Origin of the sequence: Paenibacillus sp. MMO-58 (genome assembly GCF_037146255.1) — a bacterium.
Lineage (GTDB): Bacteria > Bacillota > Bacilli > Paenibacillales > Paenibacillaceae > Pristimantibacillus.
Genome location: NZ_JBBCVY010000017.1, coordinates 94,510 through 113,609, shown reverse-complemented (window position 1 = coordinate 113,609; position 19,100 = coordinate 94,510). Strand labels below are relative to the sequence as shown.

General features: G+C 53.9%; 15 protein-coding genes. All 15 read left to right on the top strand.

The window, feature by feature from the left end; all coding sequences use genetic code 11:
* A partial coding sequence (locus WFJ73_RS30555) for an NADH-quinone oxidoreductase subunit C (protein ID WP_336776650.1) occupies nt 1-754 on the top strand: 754 nt, incomplete at its 5' end.
* A 7-nt stretch (nt 755-761) separates the two neighbouring features.
* Entirely contained in the window at nt 762-1,862 is a 1,101-nt protein-coding gene (locus tag WFJ73_RS30550; RefSeq protein ID WP_336776649.1) for an NADH-quinone oxidoreductase subunit D, read from the top strand.
* A complete protein-coding gene (gene nuoH / locus WFJ73_RS30545) occupies nt 1,862-2,875 on the top strand; it encodes an NADH-quinone oxidoreductase subunit NuoH (RefSeq protein WP_336776648.1) in 1,014 nt (337 codons plus the stop codon). Before WFJ73_RS30550 ends, nuoH begins: the two co-directional genes overlap by 1 nt.
* Nucleotides 2,876-2,938: 63 nt before the next feature.
* The gene (gene nuoI / locus WFJ73_RS30540) at nt 2,939-3,388 is read left to right on the top strand and encodes an NADH-quinone oxidoreductase subunit NuoI (RefSeq protein ID WP_336776647.1); all 450 of its coding nucleotides are present in this window, start codon (nt 2,939-2,941) and stop codon (nt 3,386-3,388) included.
* Between the two features lies 1 nt (nt 3,389).
* Complete coding sequence (locus tag WFJ73_RS30535) at nt 3,390-3,905, top strand: NADH-quinone oxidoreductase subunit J (RefSeq protein ID WP_015847349.1); 516 nt, start codon at nt 3,390-3,392, stop codon at nt 3,903-3,905.
* Nucleotide 3,906: 1 nt separating this feature from the next.
* Complete coding sequence (gene nuoK, locus WFJ73_RS30530; protein ID WP_015847348.1) at nt 3,907-4,209, top strand: NADH-quinone oxidoreductase subunit NuoK; 303 nt, start codon at nt 3,907-3,909, stop codon at nt 4,207-4,209.
* 8 nt (nt 4,210-4,217) lie between these two features.
* Nucleotides 4,218-6,095, top strand: coding sequence for an NADH-quinone oxidoreductase subunit L (gene nuoL, locus WFJ73_RS30525; RefSeq protein WP_336776646.1), 1,878 nt, complete (start codon nt 4,218-4,220; stop codon nt 6,093-6,095).
* Nucleotides 6,096-7,727: a complex I subunit 4 family protein gene (locus tag WFJ73_RS30520; RefSeq protein WP_336776645.1), complete on the top strand. Its 1,632-nt coding sequence runs from the start codon at nt 6,096-6,098 to the stop codon at nt 7,725-7,727. It begins immediately after the preceding gene.
* Between the two features lie 3 nt (nt 7,728-7,730).
* Complete coding sequence (locus WFJ73_RS30515; protein WP_336776644.1) at nt 7,731-9,296, top strand: NADH-quinone oxidoreductase subunit N; 1,566 nt, start codon at nt 7,731-7,733, stop codon at nt 9,294-9,296.
* Nucleotides 9,297-10,333: 1,037 nt separating this feature from the next.
* On the top strand, nt 10,334-13,213 hold the full coding sequence (locus WFJ73_RS30510; RefSeq protein WP_336776643.1) for a S8 family serine peptidase: 2,880 nt from the start codon (nt 10,334-10,336) through the stop codon (nt 13,211-13,213).
* Nucleotides 13,214-13,256: 43 nt separating this feature from the next.
* Entirely contained in the window at nt 13,257-13,520 is a 264-nt protein-coding gene (locus WFJ73_RS30505; protein ID WP_015847343.1) for a DUF1146 family protein, read from the top strand.
* 315 nt (nt 13,521-13,835) lie between these two features.
* Nucleotides 13,836-15,200 carry a UDP-N-acetylglucosamine 1-carboxyvinyltransferase gene (gene murA / locus WFJ73_RS30500; protein ID WP_336776642.1) on the top strand — a complete coding sequence of 455 codons (1,365 nt, stop codon included), beginning with the start codon at nt 13,836-13,838 and terminating at the stop codon, nt 15,198-15,200.
* 198 nt (nt 15,201-15,398) lie between these two features.
* Entirely contained in the window at nt 15,399-17,105 is a 1,707-nt protein-coding gene (locus WFJ73_RS30495) for an efflux RND transporter periplasmic adaptor subunit (protein WP_336776641.1), read from the top strand.
* A complete protein-coding gene (locus WFJ73_RS30490; RefSeq protein ID WP_336776640.1) occupies nt 17,102-17,857 on the top strand; it encodes an ABC transporter ATP-binding protein in 756 nt (251 codons plus the stop codon). The genes WFJ73_RS30495 and WFJ73_RS30490 overlap by 4 nt, the downstream gene beginning before the upstream one ends.
* Nucleotides 17,799-18,989 carry an ABC transporter permease gene (locus WFJ73_RS30485; protein ID WP_248756724.1) on the top strand — a complete coding sequence of 397 codons (1,191 nt, stop codon included), beginning with the start codon at nt 17,799-17,801 and terminating at the stop codon, nt 18,987-18,989. The genes WFJ73_RS30490 and WFJ73_RS30485 overlap by 59 nt, the downstream gene beginning before the upstream one ends.
* Nucleotides 18,990-19,100 lie beyond the last annotated feature (111 nt).

The following is a 19,100-nucleotide window of genomic DNA, read 5'->3' as shown; positions in this document are numbered from 1 at the left end:
CGCGAACGCGGGCGGAACAGCGCCGGAGGGCGCGGTGGATGCGGAGCGGGAAGCGAAGCTGAAGGCGGCGGCGGAAGCCCGCGCGGCGAGAGCGGCGGCGAAGGAAGCCGCGAACGCGGGCGGAACAGCGCCGGAGGGCGCGGTGGATGCGGAGCGGGAAGCGAAGCTGAAGGCGGCGGCGGAAGCCCGCGCGGCGAGAGCGGCGGCGAAGGAAGCCGCAAACGCGGGTGGAGCAGCGCCGGAGGCGGCAGAGCCGCCGCCACCGCCGGAGCCGTCGCCCAGGCAGCCGGAGCTTGATGCGGCAGCGAAGCTGATTCGCAGCCTCGTTCATGAAGAGGCGCTGGAGGATGCATATATTAACGAGATGAGCCGGCATATGCCGACGATTATCGTAAAGAACGAGCATTGGGCCGCGACGGCCGAACTGCTGAAGCGGCATGAAGAGCTCCATTTTACTTATTTGCGGAATGTCTCCGGCGTTGATTACGAGACGCATCTGGAGGTTGTCTATCACCTGGTCCACCTCGAAAGCCGGCGAGAGCTGGCGGTGAAGGTGAAGGCAGACCGCAGCGACCCCGTTATCGCTTCGGCGACGCCCGTCTGGGCAACCGCGAATTGGAACGAACGTGAAATCTATGATCTGTTAGGAGTAACATTCCCGGGCCATCCCGATCTGCGCCGCATTATGATGTCCGACGACTGGGTCGGCCACCCGCTGCGCAAAGATTATGAGCCGCTCGATTCGGAGGTGTAGCTGCAGCGTGATTCGTACCGAAGAACTTCTATTGAATGTCGGTCCCCAGCATCCCAGCACGCATGGCGTTTTCCGTATCGTTGTCAAACTCGATGGTGAAGTCATCACGGAAGCAACCCCGGTTATGGGGTATTTGCACCGCGGTACCGAGAAGCTTGCCGAGCAATTGAATTATACGCAGATTATCCCTTATACCGACCGGATGGATTACGTGGCGGCCATGACCAATAACTACGTGTTGGTTCATGCCGTCGAGACAATGATGGGGCTTGAAATCCCCGAACGGGCGGAGTTTATGCGCCTTATCGTAATGGAACTGCAGCGGGTTGCCAGTCACCTCGTATGGTGGGGTACTTACCTGCTGGATATCGGGGCGATGAGTCCGTTCCTCTATGCCTTCCGCGATCGGGAGATTATTATTAATTTATTTAATGAACTGTGCGGGGCTCGTTTGACTTACAATTATATGAGGGTTGGCGGAGTGAAATGGGATGCGCCGCCGGGCTGGCTGGATAAAGTGCGGGGTTTCATTCCGTACATGTACGGCAAGCTGCAGGAATACGACAAGCTGGTGAGCGGCAACGAGATTTTCCTCGCCCGAATTAAAGGCATTGGCCGATACGATGCGGCAACGGCGATCGATTATGGTCTGTCCGGCGCCAACCTGCGCTGTACCGGCGTAGACTGGGATTTGCGCAAGGCGGAGCCGTACAGTTTGTATAGCCGCTTCGAATTTGATGTACCGCTGGGCAAAAACGGAGACTGTTACGACCGTTATGTCATTCGGCTGGAGGAGATTAAGCAGAGCCTCCGCATTCTCGAGCAGGCGCTTGAGCAGATGCCGTCAGGCGGAGAGACGATGGGCAAGGTGCCCCGCGTTATCCGTCCTCCGGCAGGAGAAGTGTATGTACGTATTGAATCACCCCGCGGGGAGATCGGCTGTCATATCGTCTCGAAAGGAAAAGCAGAGCCTTACCGCCTGAAGTTCCGGCGGCCGTCCTTTGTGAATCTGCAGATTTTGCCCAAGCTGCTGGTGGGAGAGACGATGACCAACCTGATTACGATCCTCGGCGGCGTCGACATTGTAGTCGGGGAGGTTGATTGCTGATGGGTGCATGGCTGCATGACTCGATGACTTGGGGCAATGCGGTTATTATTTTTCTATGGAGCGCGGTGTTCCTGTTCGTTGTGCTTGGCTTTGTGACCTACGCTATTTATTTTGAACGGAAGGTTATCGGCTGGATGCAGCTTCGGATCGGTCCAAACCGGGTTGGTCCTCTTGGCCTTCTTCAGACGGTGGCCGACATATTCAAGCTTCTTATTAAGGAAGACACGATTCCGCGCAAAGCCGACCGCCTTCTGTTCATTCTGGCCCCTATACTCTGCTACGTGCCCGCTTTTACGGTACTCGCGGTTATTCCTTATACGGAGAAGCTTTATTTTGCCGATCTGAACGTCGGTTTGCTCTATTACGCCGCCTTATCGGGCATCTCAACCTTGGCCATTGTGCTTGGGGGCTGGGCTTCGAACAATAAATACGCTCTTCTTGGCGGCATGCGCTCGGCAGCGCAAATGATCAGCTACGAGGTTCCGCTCGTTATCTCCGTCGTTGGCGTAATCCTGCTCAGCGGCAGCCTTAATCTGAGGGATATCGTGGCGGCGCAGTCCGGCGGATGGTTCTGGGATTGGAACTTTATTCCGCAAATTATCGGCTTTGTAGTGTTCATGATTGCGGCGGTATCCGAGCTGAACCGTACGCCGTTTGACCTGCCCGAGGCCGAGTCGGAGCTGGTTGCCGGTTATCATGTGGAATACAGCGGCTTCCGTTTTGCGTTCTTTATGCTGTCGGAGTATGTCTACGTCTATGCGATTGCGGCTTTGACGACCGTGCTGTTCCTCGGCGGATGGCACGCGCCGGCGCCGTTTCTTGATTTTGTGCCGGGAATTATCTGGTTCCTGCTCAAATTCGCGTTTATCGTGTTTTTCTTATTCTGGATCCGGGCGAGCTTCCCGCGTATCCGGGTTGATCAGCTGATGGGGCTGGGCTGGAAGGTGCTGCTGCCGGTATCGCTGCTAAACGTATTTCTGACGGCGGGTTATCTGGAGCTGTTCGTAAAATAAAGGCTGCTTCGCAATTCTTTAAGCTTATGCTTACGAAGCAATTCTTTTTAGGAGGATCTAGCCATGAATGGACTTGTGCAAGGGCTTGGCGTGACGCTCAAATCAATGGTATCGAAAAAAGTGACGACATCTTATCCCGACGAGCCGATTGTTATGCCGGACCGGTTCCGCGGCATTCAGCATTTTATTCCGGACCTCTGCATCGTCTGCAACCAGTGCGCAAGAATCTGTCCGACCGACTGCATTACGCTGACCGGCAAGCCAAACCCCGACCCGGCCAAAAAAGGCAAAGTCATCGACACGTTTGATATCAATTTCGAAATTTGCATCCTATGCGACTTATGCACCGAGGTTTGTCCGACGGAAGCGATTGTGATGACCAATCATTTCGAGCTGTCCGCGTACAGCCGCGATGATCTGTTCAAGGATGTCGAGTGGCTGACCGACAATAACACGCTAGTCCGTCAAGATAACAATAACATCGGGGCTCCTGCGAAAGGAGGCGCCAAATAAGTTGTTCAATATTGATTTTAATGGCGAGTTCGCCACCTTTTTTATCTTCTCGGCGATTATGATCATCGGAGCTGTCCTTATGGTTAGTCTTCAGAAGGTCGTGCATATGGTCATCTCCATGGCTGCGGTGTTCCTGGGCCTAGCCGGGATGTTTGTGCTGCTGGACGCGGAATTTGTGGCTTTTGTCCAGGTGCTGATCTATGCGGGGGCTGTGTCCATTCTGATGATATTCGGCATTATGATGACCAATCATCAGAATAAACAGGCCGATCCGGTTAAGCCTCTCCACGAGACGCTGGCCGCTGTAGGAGCGTTATGCCTGTTCGGGATTCTGTTTTATGCCATCCGAACGACGGATTTTCCCGATGCCCAGCCGCTGCAAGCGGTAGAGGATAATACGTCGAGCATTGGCCAGCTGCTGTATACGGGATACGTCGTGCCGTTCGAGCTGTTGTCGGTGCTGCTGACGGTTGCTTTTATTGGCGCGATTGCTATTGCGAAAAAGGGGGCGGATTAACATGCTTCCATCCTATCTGACGATGGCGGCGATCCTGTTTTGCATCGGGCTGTATGGAGCCTTGGTGAAACGGAATGCCGTGATCGTCCTGTTATCGATTGAGCTTATGCTGAACGCGGTAAATCTGAATTTGGTCGCGTTCTCCAAATACGGGGTTGTTCCGTCTCTGACCGGCCAGGTATTCGCTTTGTTCGCCATTACGGTGGCGGCGGCGGAGGCTGCTGTTGGGGTAGCGGTGCTAATCGCCTTGTTCCGCGCGCGAGGTACCGTTAATGTAGATGAATTCGACGAAATGAAGAGGTGATGTGACCCGTGGATCAATTAACGAAAGCAGCGTGGCTCATTCCGCTCTTCCCGTTTGCTGCCTTCCTTCTGCTCACGGCCCTCGGCAGGAGCTACCGGCTGGCGGGCGTGCTGATCGGTACGATTGGCTCGCTTGCGTCGCTGGTCATGTCCCTGCTTGTTTTTATCGAGAGATTGGGTCCGAATGCAGTAGATTACAGCGGCGACAGCTACAAATGGATTGGTCTTGGCGAATATACGCTTAAAATCGGTTTTGAAATTACGAATCTGAATGCCCTTATGCTTGTTATCGTGACGGTGGTCAGCTTTCTCGTAAACGTGTATTCGGCCGGCTACATGAAAAAGGATGAACGCATCACGGTCTTTTACGGCTATGTCGCGCTCTTTACCTTTGCGATGCTAGGGCTGGTGCTGTCCGACAATATGCTGGTCTTCTATATGTTCTGGGAGCTTGTTGGCGTCTGCTCCTTCTTGCTTGTTGGCTTCTGGTATGCAAAACCGGCGGCCCGCGCTGCGGCGAAAAAGGCGTTTATCGTGACTAGAATCGGCGACGCGGGGCTGCTGCTTGGCATTATCGTGCTGTTCTGGTATATGCCCGGCCATGCGCTTGATTTCAGCAGCATACATAATGTGTTTACCGAAGGGCAGTCCGGTACGATTACGATGGCCATTACAACCTCGATTGCCCTGCTTCTGTTCATGGGGGTCATCGGCAAGTCCGGTCAATTCCCCTTGCATGTGTGGCTTCCGGATGCGATGGAGGGGCCAACGCCGATCAGTGCCTTGATCCATGCGGCGACGATGGTAGCTGCCGGCGTATTTCTCCTTGCGAGAACGTTTGATATCTTCGAGGCTTCCGCGGCCGCGATGCATACGGTCGCTTACTTCGGCGGGTTTACGGCAATATTCGCCGCAACCGTAGCGCTCGCGCAAAACGATATTAAACGGATTCTTGCCTACTCAACCATCAGCCAGCTTGGTTACATGGTTATGGCGATGGGGCTTGGCTCGATGACGGGCGGTATTTTCCATCTGTTCACGCATGCTTTCTTCAAGGCGCTATTGTTCCTGGCGGCCGGCAGCGTGATTCATGCGGTACATACCCAGAACATTCACGAAATGGGCGGTCTTGGCTCCAAAATGCGAATCACGGCATGGACTTTTGCAATCGGAGCGTTATCCCTATCCGGTATTCCGCCGTTCTCGGGCTTCTGGTCCAAGGATGCGATTCTGGCTTCCGCGCTTGACGAGAATCCGTTCCTGTTTGCCGTTGGACTGGCGGCGGCCTTCTGTACAGCGTTGTATATGTCCCGATTATTCTTTATCGTCTTTATGGGCAAATCCCGTCTTCAGCAGCCGGCCGAGGTGAAAGAATCCTCGAAGGTGATGACCATTCCGCTGCTCGTGCTTGCCGTTATATCGGTTGGAGCGGGTTTTATCGAAACGCCTTGGAACGGTTGGCTGGGCAGCTGGCTGACGGACGGCGCGGAGGACGTTCATGCAAGCGGCGCTGCGATTGTGGCTTCCATAGCCGTCGGCGTGCTTGGCATCTATGTAGGTTGGCTTATGTACGGCAAAGGCAGCATCGAGCGAGGCGCTGCAGGAGACAAGATACCGTGGCTTGTTAATCTGCTGGAGCGGCAATATTACGTAAACGAATTTTATGACGCCGTAATTGTCAAATCGGTACGCGCCGTGGGCAAGGGCCTGAACGCTTTTGACGAATATGTGATTGGCGGCGCAGTCCGGCTAGTTGGTTATACCGCTGGAGCGGGCGGCCGGGTGCTGACCAGGCTGAACAACGGTCAGACGCAAGCGTACGGCTTGACCGCGGTTATTGGTCTTATCGTTATAATCGCGGCAATCGTTGGAAGGAGGTTTTGGTAAATGACGGACCTGACCGATCTTCCGATTCTATCGATTATTCTCGTAACCCCGCTTATCGGGCTGCTGGTTGTTCTTTTTCTGCCGAAGCACCGTAACCGATGGCTGCAGACTGCAGCTATCGTTGCCACGCTGATTCCGCTTCTCTTGTCCCTATGGCTGTATGCCGATTACGACAAGCATCAGGGCGGCAACTCCTTTGAGGAGACGGCTACCTGGGTAGAAGTTCCGTTAAACAAAGAGACGCAAGCCTCGAATGGGGTAACGAGCTACACGCTGTCGTTCCAGTATGATGTGGGCATCGACGGTTTGTCCTTGCCGCTTGTCATTCTGACGACGCTGATTACGGCGATGGCGGCATTTGCTTCCGTTCACGTGAAAAAGCGATGGAAGGCGTTCTACGCCTGGTTCCTGCTCCTGGAGACGGGCGTGCTTGGCGTATTTATGGCGCGGGATTTATTCCTGTTCTTTATTTTCTTCGAAATTACGCTTATCGCGATGTACTTCCTGATCGGGATCTGGGGTTACTTCAACCGGGAGCGGGCCGCTAATCAGTTCGTTATCTACAACGGGCTTGGATCGGCTATCATGCTTATTGCCTTTATTCTTCTTGTGAATACGGCCGGCTTCCATATCGATCAGGATACCTCATCCTTTATTTACAGCGGCAGCTATGCGGATATTCTTCGCAATTTGTCCGATCCTTCTGCGTGGGTGAACCTTGCTCCGGATCAGACGGGCGGATTGAACCCGTTCCATATGTCGGCTGCTATGCATACGGTTATTTTCCTCCTGCTGGTAGTGGCGTTTGGGATCAAGCTCCCGATTCTGCCGTTCCACACCTGGATGCTGAAGGTTCACAATGAGGCGCATCCGGCGATCGTTATGATTCACTCCGGCGTGCTGCTCAAGATGGGGGCATACGGTCTGATCCGGTTCGGCATTGTGCTGTTCCCCGAGCAGGCGAAGGACTGGGCGATTGTACTGGCCTCTCTTGGCCTGGCCAATCTGCTGTACGGGGCTCTTGTTGCTTTTCGGCAGACAGATCTCAAGCTGGTTCTCGCGTACTCCTCGATCAGCCATATGGGGATCGTTCTGCTGGGGCTTGCGGCCTTTAACCAGATAGGCTTGCAGGGGGCCGTGTTCCAGCTTGTCTCGCATGGCCTGATCTCGGCGCTCCTGTTCCTGATTGTCGGAAGCCTATACGAGAGAACGAAGACGACAAACTTATCCGAGCTTGGCGGGCTGGCGCGATCGATGCCGTTTATCTCGGGCATTCTGCTTGCCGGAGGTCTTGCATCCTTGGGTCTGCCGGGTCTATCGGGCTTTGTGGGCGAATTCCTGTCGCTGCTTGGCTTGTTCGACAGCCAGCCTTGGATTGCCGGCTTCTCGGTCATCGGCGTCATTCTGACCGCCGTATACGTCCTAAGGGCAGTGCTGAAAACAACCTTTGGCCCTATTGAAGAACGGTATCTCGCGGTCAAGGACGCCAGGCTGGTTGAAGCTCTGCCGATGATCGTGCTGCTGGCGTTTATCCTGCTGCTGGGCTGTTACCCGTCCGTGCTGACGGATACGTTCCAATACAGCGTTGACAGCCTGTTCAAGCCGTTATTTTCGTTAAGGATGGGGGGGTAAGCGATGGCCGAATTTGTACCGTTGACATGGCATGATACGTTGTATCTCGCTCCGGAGCTTATCCTTGCCGCCATGTTCCTAATCCTTATCGTAACGGACTTGATTCTTCCGGGGCGGACGAACCGCGCGGTTATCGGCTGGTTGTCTTTAGCGGGCTTGCTGCTGTCGCTTGCAGCCGTCATCTGGCGGATGATGGATATGAATCCTTCCGGCGTTTCGGCGGCGGAGGCGGCTGAAGCCGGTAAAGCCATCTCGCTCCTTGGCGCCAGCTATCGGGTGGATGATTACGGCAATCTGTTGAAAATAATCTTCCTGATCGGTACGTCACTGGTCGTATTGCTGGGGCTTGGCTCCACGCAAAAGGATGACGCGGTAACGGACAAAGCCGAATTCTATTACTTGCTGCTTCCGGCAGCGGCCGGAGCTATGATTATGGCCTCCTCCGGCAATCTCGTCACCTTGTATATCGGGCTTGAGCTGCTTAGCATCACGACCTATGTACTGGTTGGCTTGCGAAAACGCTCTACGCTATCGGCCGAGGCGGCTTTCAAGTATGTGGTTACAGGAGGCATCGCGTCAGCCTTTGTCTTGTTCGGAATGTCTTATCTGTACGGCGTGACCGGGTCGGTAAGTCTTGCCGATTTCCCGACGGCGCTGCCGCAGGCGTTTGCGGATTATAAGGCTTTGGTTTATGTAGGATTCTTCTTCCTGATCGCGGGCTTCGGAATCAAAATCGCGGCCGCTCCGTTCCACGTATGGGCAGCGGATGTGTATCAAGGAGCGCCAACGCCGGTTTCCGCTTTCCTGGCGGTAATTGCGAAGGGAGCTGCTCTGGCAGCGGTATTCCGTTTCCTGTACAGCAGCGCGTTTTTCCTCACCGGCGGTCCGGAAAAGCAAGCGGGCGATGATGTCTTCTTCGCTCTGCTGGTCATTGCCGCTGCGGCGATGATAGCCGGTACGGTATCGGCTCTGCGGCAAAAGCAGGCGAAACGGCTGCTCGCCTTATCGGGCGTAGCGAATGCCGGGTATTTGCTCGTACCGATTGCGATCTCGGTGACGATCATCCATAGCAATAATTTCGCCGAGTTTGTGTTTTACCTGGTTGCGTACCTGCTCATGAACGTAGGCGCATTTGCCGTTGTAACGGTAATCGCGAGGGCAGCGGGGCATGAAGAGCTGAAAGGCTTCTCCGGTCTCTATTACCGGGCCCCGTGGACAGCGGCGGCTATGCTGATCTTTATATTGTCGCTCTCGGGATTGCCGGTTACGGCCGGATTTTTCGGCAAGCTGTTTATCCTTCTCGGAGCGGCCAGCGTAAAAGCTTACTGGCTGGTTGCCATTATGGTGGTTAGCACCGTTATTTCCTACTACTTCTACTTCGGCATTATCCGGCAGATGTTTATGCGGTCAAACGGCGAGGAAGAGGATCACATTCATGTGCCGGCTGTAACGGGAATCGTCATCTGGATCTGCGCGGCCGCAACGGTTGCTCTTGGCGTATTGCCGGGTCCGCTTATGAAATGGATCGACGCGGTGTTTACGATTCAGGCGGATTTGTTCGTGAAATAGATTGGTTGGGTTGGGCTCAGCGGCTGGATTGCCGCTGGGCTTTTTTGTGTTGGGAAGGGGGGAGTTGAGTTAGAATTGGGAGATGAAAAAGCGTATGGCGGTTAACGATCCTTTTGCGGGACATGGGAAAGGGGAGGGAATGAAAGGATAAGACCCTGGCAGGGTCTTATCAAGCTGGTTGGGGGCTGGAATAGGAAGGATAAAGACCCTGCGGTTCCTTTATCAAGTTAGCTGGCTGCCGAGTTGGATTGAATAAGATCCTGACAGGGTCTTATATAAAATGGGGAGTAAGCGGAGCCTAAGTAGAAGTTAATAAGGTGGGGATGCGGGATGCGGCGGAAATTCGGTGTAGGCGGAGGTTAAGGTCCTTGAGGGGCCTTAATAGACAAGAAGCAGCTAGTTTGTGAGTGTTTAAGGTCCCTGAAGGACCTTAAGTAGAGTGGTTGAGGTGGGAAAGCGGGGGAAATGCGGTTGTAGGTGGAGGTTAAGGTCCCTAAGGGGCCTTAATAAACAAAAAGTACCTAGTTTGTGAGTATTTAAGGTCCCTGAGGGTCCTTAAGTAAAGTGGTTGAGGTGGGGATGCGGCTGAAATACGGGTGAAGGCGGAGGTTAAAATCCCTAAGGGAGCTTAATAGATAAGAAGCAGCTAGTTTGTATGTGATTAAGGTGCCTGAGGGATCTTAGGTAGGGTGGTTGAGATGGGAATGCTGCGGAAATGCCGGTGAGGCTAGGTTAAGGTCCCAAAGGGGCCGGCGTGGTGGGAATGCGGCGGAATATGGGGAAGACGGAGATTAGAGTCCCCAAGTAATTAGGAGTGACGGAAGAGTAGGGATATGCGAACTTCGTTAGCTATATCATGGCTTTATCATCCTCTTTACAGGTAATTATCTTTTGCTAGAGACAGGAGATCGGGGCCCGGAAATCGAATGGTAATAGGAGATAAATAGAGACTATTAAACGGTCAATAAAGAAACGTGTGGCAAGAGCATACGTATAATTTGAGACGGAGACAAATATACCGATAAAGGCAGAAACTGATGAGAAGAGATGCTCTCGGCAGCGTATTGAAAAGATCCCTCCCCGCGCTTCTCCTCGCGGGGATTCTCGCCTGCGGGGCGGCTATGCCCGCCGCACCTGCAGGCTTAGCCCCGGCTGAGGCCGCTGCGGCAAGCAAAGCCGTCGCAGGCGCCCCCGCCGGGGCAAAAGAGGAGCCGCAAGGCTGGCTCCTCAAATGGCGCGAACCCGCGCAGGCGCATGAGCTGCGCGGGACGCGTGTGCTCCGCCGCCAGAGCAGCGAGGCGGCGGAGGTCTGGCTCGTCCAGCCCGCGGACAGCGGGGCGGACACCAGCGCCTGGGCCGCCCGGCTGCAACGCGAGCCGGGCGTCGAATACGTGCACCCGAATGAGCGGGTGCATATCCTCGCCGCGGAGCAAACCGCGGCGGATGATCCTGAAATCGGCAAGCAGACCTATCTGAAGCAGATCGGCGCGCTGGAAGCCTGGAAGACCGAGCGGACGCAAACCGATCTGACCATTGCGATCGTGGATACCGGGATTGATCTGGATCACCCGGATTTGAAGCGGAATCTGGTTCCCGGCACCAACTTTGTGCAGCCGAACAAACCGCCGGATGACGATAATGGCCACGGAACCGCGGTGGCCGGCGTTATTGCGGCTGAAGGCAATAACGGCGTAGGGGTAAGCGGCATCCTCTGGGAAGCCAAGCTGATGCCAATTAAAGCGCTTGACTCGCAAGGGGACGGAACGGAACGCGATTTAGGGGAGGCCATCCTGTACGCGGTCCGTAACGGTGCCCGGATTGTTGTCATGTCCGTAGGTCTTAACCGTTACTCGCCTTATATGCTGGACATCGTCAATTACGCCGAAAGCAAAGGCGTGGTCCTTGTTGCCGCCGCGGGCAACGATGGGCTGACCCACGGGGATAAAGCGGAGGTCAAATACCCCGCTGCTTATCCGACCGTGCTTGGCGTCAGCGGAGTGAAGCCGGACAATACGCCGGATCCCCGTTCGAACCCCGGACCGGAAATCGATCTTGCGGCGTCCTGGAATGTATATACAACCGCAATAGGAGGACGCTATAAGAAAGAAGAAGGGACGTCCATGGCTGCCCCGCAGGTTGCGGCTGCGGCAGCGCTGGTATGGGCCCGTTATCCTTCGCTTGAGCCTTACCAGGTGAGGGAACTTCTCCGCCAGTCCGCCAAGGATATCGGTGCCCCCGGCCTGGATGACAAATCCGGATACGGTCTGCTGCAGGTGGATAAAGCCGTTACGATGACGGCGAAGTCCGACCGCTTTGAACCGAACGGCACTCGTGCGAGCGCCAAGCCGCTGCCGGCAGGCAAACAGGTTACGGCGCTGCTCTCCGGCGGCAGCGATCTCGACTGGTATACGTTAGATGCTCCTTATGATGGCATCATCACGCTGAATTTTGAGGAGCTGACCCCAGAGGGCAGCGCAACGCCGGCTGTCCGTTTATCGCATTATGCCGGCGATACGCTGAAGGCTTCGGCGGAGACCAGGCTGGGGAGCCGCGTAGTTGATTTTGCGGTGAAAAAAGGCAAGCAAGCTTTTTTGATTCAATATATGAACAAGGACTTGGATCTGAAGCTGCCTTACCTGTTGACGGCAACCTTCAGCATGGCTCCGGACAGTTACGAGCCTAATGACAAACCGTATGAGGCGTTTACGCTTCAGCCGCGCAGTCAGAGCATCACCGGTTCCTTCCATCAGCTAGCCGACAGGGACTGGTATGCGGTGACTTTTACGCAGGGCGGTACGTTAAGTCTCCGGGTAACCACCAATACGGTGCGAATGGATCCCGAGCTTGCGGTTCAGCAGGCTGGCCAGGCGCTTATGTCTTACGATGAGGAGCGGGAGGGCGAAGCCGAGCAGTCTCCCGTCCTGACCGTTTCGCCGGGCAAGTACTATATCCGGGTGCACAATGCGATATCTTCCGAAGCAAGTCCCACCGTCGGAACCTACACGCTGAAGATGGACTACGTTCCGAAATACGTGGATCCCAATGAACCTAACGACAAATATTACGAAGCGCTCATGACAACCTCCGGCACGGAATATGTCGGGGTCATAGGCAGCGCAAGCGATGTTGACTGGTTCCAGATCCGACTTGCTTCAACAAGCGTCGTAGACCTGAATTTGTTTAACGTTCCGGCAGGCAAAATGATGAAGCTGGAAGCATACGATAAGAAGCAGAAGCTGGTCTTCACTCAGCTGACCGGACGAAGCGGATCGCTTCAAGCCGCAAATAAGGTTCTGCAGCCTGGCGTGTACTACATAAAACTTACGGCTAACGGCGCTTTTGACAAGCAGTATTATCGGTTTAAAGTGAAGTTCGATCCGCTCGTGGCAGGCTTCCGCGATATCGGCAGCCATTGGTCGAGGGACGCCGTCGTGGAGATGAGCCAGCTTGGCATCGTGAGCGGCACCGGTCCTTATACCTTTGAGCCGAACCGTCCGATTACCCGTGCGGAAGCGGTAGCAATGGCGATCAAAGCGTATAAGCCGGTTGTATACGGCATGCCTTCCGATGTCCGGTTCAAGGATCTGGATTTCGATCATTGGGCTTACGGGGCGATTGCCAAAGCGGTTCAGAAGGGATGGATCAAAGGATTCCCGGACGGGACTTTCCGTCCGGACCTGCCGGTAACAAGAGCCGAGATGGCGATGATTATCGGTTATGCGGATCAGGTGAGGCCCGTAGCGCCGCTGGGCAATCCGTTCAAGGATGTAGGGCGCAATCATTGGGCCGCTCCGATGCTGAACGCACTGAAGCTGAAGGGGGTTATCAGCGGTACGGAGGACAATGTATACGAGCCGGGCAAAAAAGCGAGCCGGGCGGAGTTTACAACGATTTTATACCGGGTATATAGACAATAACCATGAATCAGACATATTGATGTAGAAGGGAAATTTAAACCAGATGGGTATCGATCAAATGGTGAACGATGCGCAAAATGCAACCGGGACCATCGCGTTATTTTCAATCGTCGTTAATTTATTCAGTATTGTTTTCGTCTGGTATATCCTGCAGGAGATCAAGCTGGATGTATTTTTTAAATTCCCGCGCAGTCCCAAGGCAAGGATGTTTCAGGTTGTCATGGCTGTTGTTATCGGTCACGGCTTCGCCGGTTTTATACTCGATTATTGGAACTGGACGAAGCTCCTGCGGTATTTTGTCGAATAACAACGTACAAAAAAGCCAACAATGGATACTACAGGACGGTATGAAAATGACACGAGACTACGAACAACTATATATAAAGCCCCGGATTCGAATTGAAAATGCTGCCCGAACGGCAACAGAGGGCAGTGCTTTCGACTCGGCATTAGCGGTTTTTTTAGTGCTTTTTGACGATCTTTCTGGTAATAATTTACCGCTTGTCGATTTGTGTAAATGAATGATAAGATGAAGGTTGGATAAAGCATGAATTTGTCATTTTCTTATACTAAAAATGGAACTAATGTTTGGAGAAATTCAGTTCGCGGAGGGAACTATAAGATGACCAAAATTATCGTCCGCGGAGGCCAGCGTCTATCGGGAACGGTCCGTGTCAGCGGTGCAAAAAATGCAGTACTTCCCATTTTGGCGGCCTCGTTATTAGCGGCGGAAGGAGACAGCGTCATCTGTGACGTTCCCCTCCTCGACGATGTAATGACCATTCAGAAAGTATTAGCTTCGTTAGGCGCAAAAATTACTTACAACAATGAGACGATGCAGATTTCTGCGGGGAAGATTTCCACCTTTGAGGCTCCATACGAGTTTGTACGCAAGATGCGTGCTTCCTTTCTCGTTATGGGTCCGTTGCTCGCCAGAATCGGCAAGGTCCGTATTTCGCTTCCGGGCGGCTGCGCGATTGGTACAAGACCAATTGACCAGCACCTGAAGGGCTTCGAGGCAATGGGAGCGGAGATCACGCTTGGACACGGCTTCATTGAAGCAAGTACGAAGACGCGACTTAAAGGTGCGAAGATCTATCTGGATGTAGCCAGCGTCGGGGCAACGGAAAATATTATGATGGCCGCCGCTTTGGCGGAAGGCACAACAACGATCGAGAACGCGGCGAAAGAGCCGGAGATCGTTGACCTTGCTAACTACTTAAACGCCATGGGTGCTAAGGTTCGCGGTGCCGGTACGGGCGAGATCCGGATCGAAGGCGTTGACTGTATGCATGGCGTAACGCATAACGTGATTCCCGACCGTGTGGAAGCAGGCACGTTTATGATTGCTGCAGCAATCACGGGCGGGGACGTATTTGTGGAAAATGCGATTGGCGACCATTTGACGCCGGTCATCTCGAAGCTCCAGGAGATGGGCGTGGAAGTCACGGAATCGGATAACGGCATTCGTGTTCGTGCTCCTAAATCGCTTAAATCGGTGGATGTGAAAACATTGCCGCATCCGGGCTTCCCAACTGACATGCAGTCCCAGATGATGGCGCTGCTGCTTGTATCGGAAGGGACCTCTGTCGTAACGGAGACGGTATTCGAGAACCGTTTCATGCATGTGGAAGAGTTCAAGAAGATGAGCGCGCAGATTAAGGTCGAAGGCCGTTCGGCGTTCGTAACCGGCAATGTACCGCTCGTTGGCGCCAAAGTGTGCGCAACCGATCTTCGCGCAGGCGCCGCTCTGATCTGTGCGGCTCTCCGCGCAGACGGGGAGACGGAAGTATCCGGCATTTACCACGTCGACCGCGGTTATGTCGATATTACAGGCAAGCTTGCCGCACTAGGTGCGGATATCAGACGGGTTGAGCCGGAAGCTCCGGTTGCCGCGGTAGCGGCAGCGCCAGCTGTCGAACTTGAGCCGGTGAGCACCTACAAGCGCGAAGCTGCAGTCTTGAAAGTACAGCCTACTTGGGCATAACGGATATAATAGAAAAAAAGCTGGTTCCTGACAAAGGAACCAGCTTTTTTTTGCGTGCAATTCTATGAGTTATGTCTGTTCGCGTTGACGTGCATTTGAAGCCCATAGTCCTATTCGCATAGGCTTGTTCATGCTCTGTTCATTTTCCCGTGATATATTCGTCGGTAGATATGACCGATGGAGGGTGGAGTACAGTCAATGAAGAAGTGGACATTATGGCTTGGTATAATCATTATTCTTGCTGCCGCCGGCGGGGGCGCGTATTACTACTATTACATGCGCGACGATAAGGCAACAACTAAGACGCCTCTTGCCGTACAGGCTAGAGCGATCAAAGGCGATATTAAGACCTCGATAAGCGGTACGGGCTCGGTAGAGGCCAACTCGAGAGAGACGGTAACCGCAGGCAAAAGCGGCACGATAGCGACGCTCTCCTTCAAGGAAGGGGACAAGGTGAAGAAAGGGCAGGTGTTAGCCACTTTCGAGGATAACAGTAATTACGATGATCAGATCGAGACGATTAACAAAAATATCACCAAAACAAAAAGTCAAATCGCCGATAAGCAAGAGGAGTATAAACAGGCGATCGGTACGGAGAATGAAGAGCAAACGACGAAGTCAATCAAGGATGAGATTGATGATCTGCAATCAACCATAGATGATTATAACGATCAGCTTCAAAAAATCTACGAGGATCAAGCGAAAGAAGTAAAGCAGGTTATCGCCCCGATTGACGGCGAGGTCACTACAAGCGATATAAGCGTTGGCGATGAGGTTCAGGCCAATACAACCATTGCCGAGATTGTTGATTATACGCATCTTGAGTTTGTCACGGGCATTGATGAGCTCGATATTCCAAACGTTAAGCTGAAGCAAACGGCTCAAATTACGCTTAGCGCAATTACGGACCATACCATTGAAGCAACGGTATCCGAAATTGCGAAGGAAGGTACATCTTCCAACGGTTCCGCATCCTACAGCGTCAGCTTGCTGCTCAATGATATTGACGGCGTTATGGTGGGCATGTCCGGCCAGGCGGATATCGTAACGGAGCAAAGCACGGATGCCGTGCTTGTGCCGGTAAATGCGGTTGTTGAATTCGGCGGAAAATCCTATGTCCGCGTGCCTGGTACCGGAAGCGGAACAGGTACGGGAACAGGCGCAGCGGGTTCGGGCGCGGCAACGGGCAGCCAAGGCGGCCAACAACAAGGTCAACGCAACCAGGGTACGCAGGGCGCAACCGGCAATGAAGCGGCTGCAGCCGGCGGCTGGCAGGGCAGAGGCGGAACTGGCGGAGGCAGCGGCCGATTCCAAGGCGCCGGCAGGGGAACAACGACTGCGGAAGGCGGCCAAAGCACAGGCCGCAATATAGCGGCTGCGGACGGCGGCAATCAGAGCGGAACGGGAACAACTCCGGGAGGAACGGCTCCAGGCGGAGGCGCTGCTCCTGGGGGAGCAGCGCAAGGAACCGCGCCAAGCGGCAGCGGTACGAACCGTGGTGGAACTGGCCAAGGCAATGCATCAGGCGGTAATTTCCCTGGAGGCAACGGTGCGGCGGGAGGCCAAGGCGGAAGAAATGGCATGGCCAACCAGATGAGAGAGAGCATTACGCTTGGCGGTCAGCTGAAGGAAGTGACGGTAGGGATCAGCAACGAAACTTACGTGGAGATCAAATCCGGTCTAGCGGAAGGCGATACCGTTCTGATTCCGGTAGCAACAGGTGCGCAAGGCATGGGCTCTTCCTCCACGCAGCAGCAACAAAAGCAGTTCGGCGGCTTCGGTGGAGGCGGCTTCGGCGGTAACTTCCCATCTGGCGGCTTTGGCGGCGGAGTCAGCTTCAGCGGCGGAGGCGGAAATGTACGAACCTCGACACGGGCAGCAACTGGCGGCGGTGGTGCACGATGACCGGGCAATCCGCACTGATTGAAATGAATGATATCGTCAAGTATTACAAGATGGCCGGAGAGAAAATGACGGTCCTGCACAATGTATCGCTGACGGTCAACCATGGCGATTTTTTGGCTATCGTTGGCCCGTCCGGCTCGGGCAAGTCCACGCTGATGAATATCATCGGCTGTCTGGACGTACCGAATGAAGGCAGCTACAAGCTTGACGGCATGGAGGTGCGCGGGCAAAGCGACAACAGGCTGACGGTGATGCGCAATAAGAAGATCGGGTTTATTTTTCAAGGGTATCATTTACTGCCCAGGCTGACGGCGCTTGAGAATTGCGAGCTTCCGCTAATCTACCGGGGACTGTCTGCGAAGGAAAGACGCAGCCGGGCGATGGAAGCGCTGGAGCGCGTTGGGCTTGGCGAGAGAATGGGTCATCGCCAGAATGAGCTGTCCGGCGGTCAGCAGCAGCGCGTAGCGATTGCCCGGGCACTAGCAACCAATCCGCCGCTCCTGCTGGCGGATGAGCCGACAGGCGCGCTTGATTCCAAGACAGGCATGGAAGTGCTCGGCATGATGGAGGAGCTTAATCGTGCCGGGCAGACCATTGTATTGATTACGCATGACATGGAGGTCGCTCAGCGTGCGAGCCGTACGGTAATCATCCGGGATGGGGTGCTGACGGAGCAGAAAAGGAGGGACAGCCATGAAGATTTCGCAGGGCCTCATAATGGCGGTCAAAAGCGTCTTATCGAACAAGCTTAGAACCATCCTTTCGATGCTCGGCATTCTGATTGGGGTTGCGACCGTTATTGCGCTTGTGGCAATGGGCAAGGCATCATCCAATGAAGTGGCAAGCCAGGTCTCGACGCTTGGCAGTCCGGATTCGCTGTCCGTTACGATCACGGGACGCGGTACGGTAACCTCTTTATCTGTCGATGAGGCACTGAAGCTAGGCGATTTGAATAACGTTAGCGGGGTTGCTCCCATTACAAGCACAACCGGTTATGCCAAATACGGCCGGACTCAAGTGTCCGTAAGCGTAGAGGGCATTACGCCGGAATATGAGGAAGTCAAAGACTTCAGCGTGCAGGACGGCAGGTATATTGCTGCTCCCGATATCAATAACAAGACAAAGGTAGCGCTTATCGGTACGCAGACCGCTCAAGACTTGTTCGAGGATGAAAGAGTGGATCCGGAGGACGCGGTCGGACGCAAGATTACGATAAACGGTTATATCTTCACAATCGTAGGCTTGCTCGAATCCAAGGGCGACTCGTTGACGGGCTCCAATGACGAGAAGATTCTCATTCCGATTTCGACGGCCCAGAAGATCTTTCAGGTTAATGGCGTAACCACGATTAATATGAAGGTGACGGACACCAAGCAGATGTCTTCGGTTGTGAGCGAGGTAGAAGCTAACTTGTACGAGAAGTTTCGAGGCAACGAGAATGCTTACCGGGTTCTTAATCAGGAAGAAGCGATGAAGACGCTCAATTCCGTTAACGAAACGATGAACCGGCAGCTGATCTACGTGGCGGCCATCTCCCTTGTTGTTGGCGGAATCGGGATAATGAATATTATGCTTGTCTCCGTAACGGAGCGTACCCGAGAGATTGGTATACGGAAATCGCTAGGGGCGAAGAAGAGGGACATCTTATTCCAGTTTCTCGTAGAAGCCGTCGTGATAAGCGGTCTTGGAGGACTACTAGGTATCCTTATCGGCAATATAGCCTCTTATATCATTGGCCAGGTTATGAAAACGCCAACCGAAGTGCCGATGAATACGATGCTTCTGTCGTTTGGCTTCTCGGCCTTCGTAGGTGTCGTATTTGGATATTTGCCAGCCAACAAGGCAGCAAGTCTACGTCCTGTAGATGCGCTGCGCCATGACTAAAAACAATAGAATATACGTCGTGCTTGAACGAGAACCGCGGGTTCTATCCTATTAATCAGGCTCATAGAATAAATCCATCAAGGCCGGCTTTAAGAGAGTCCACTCTCTTAA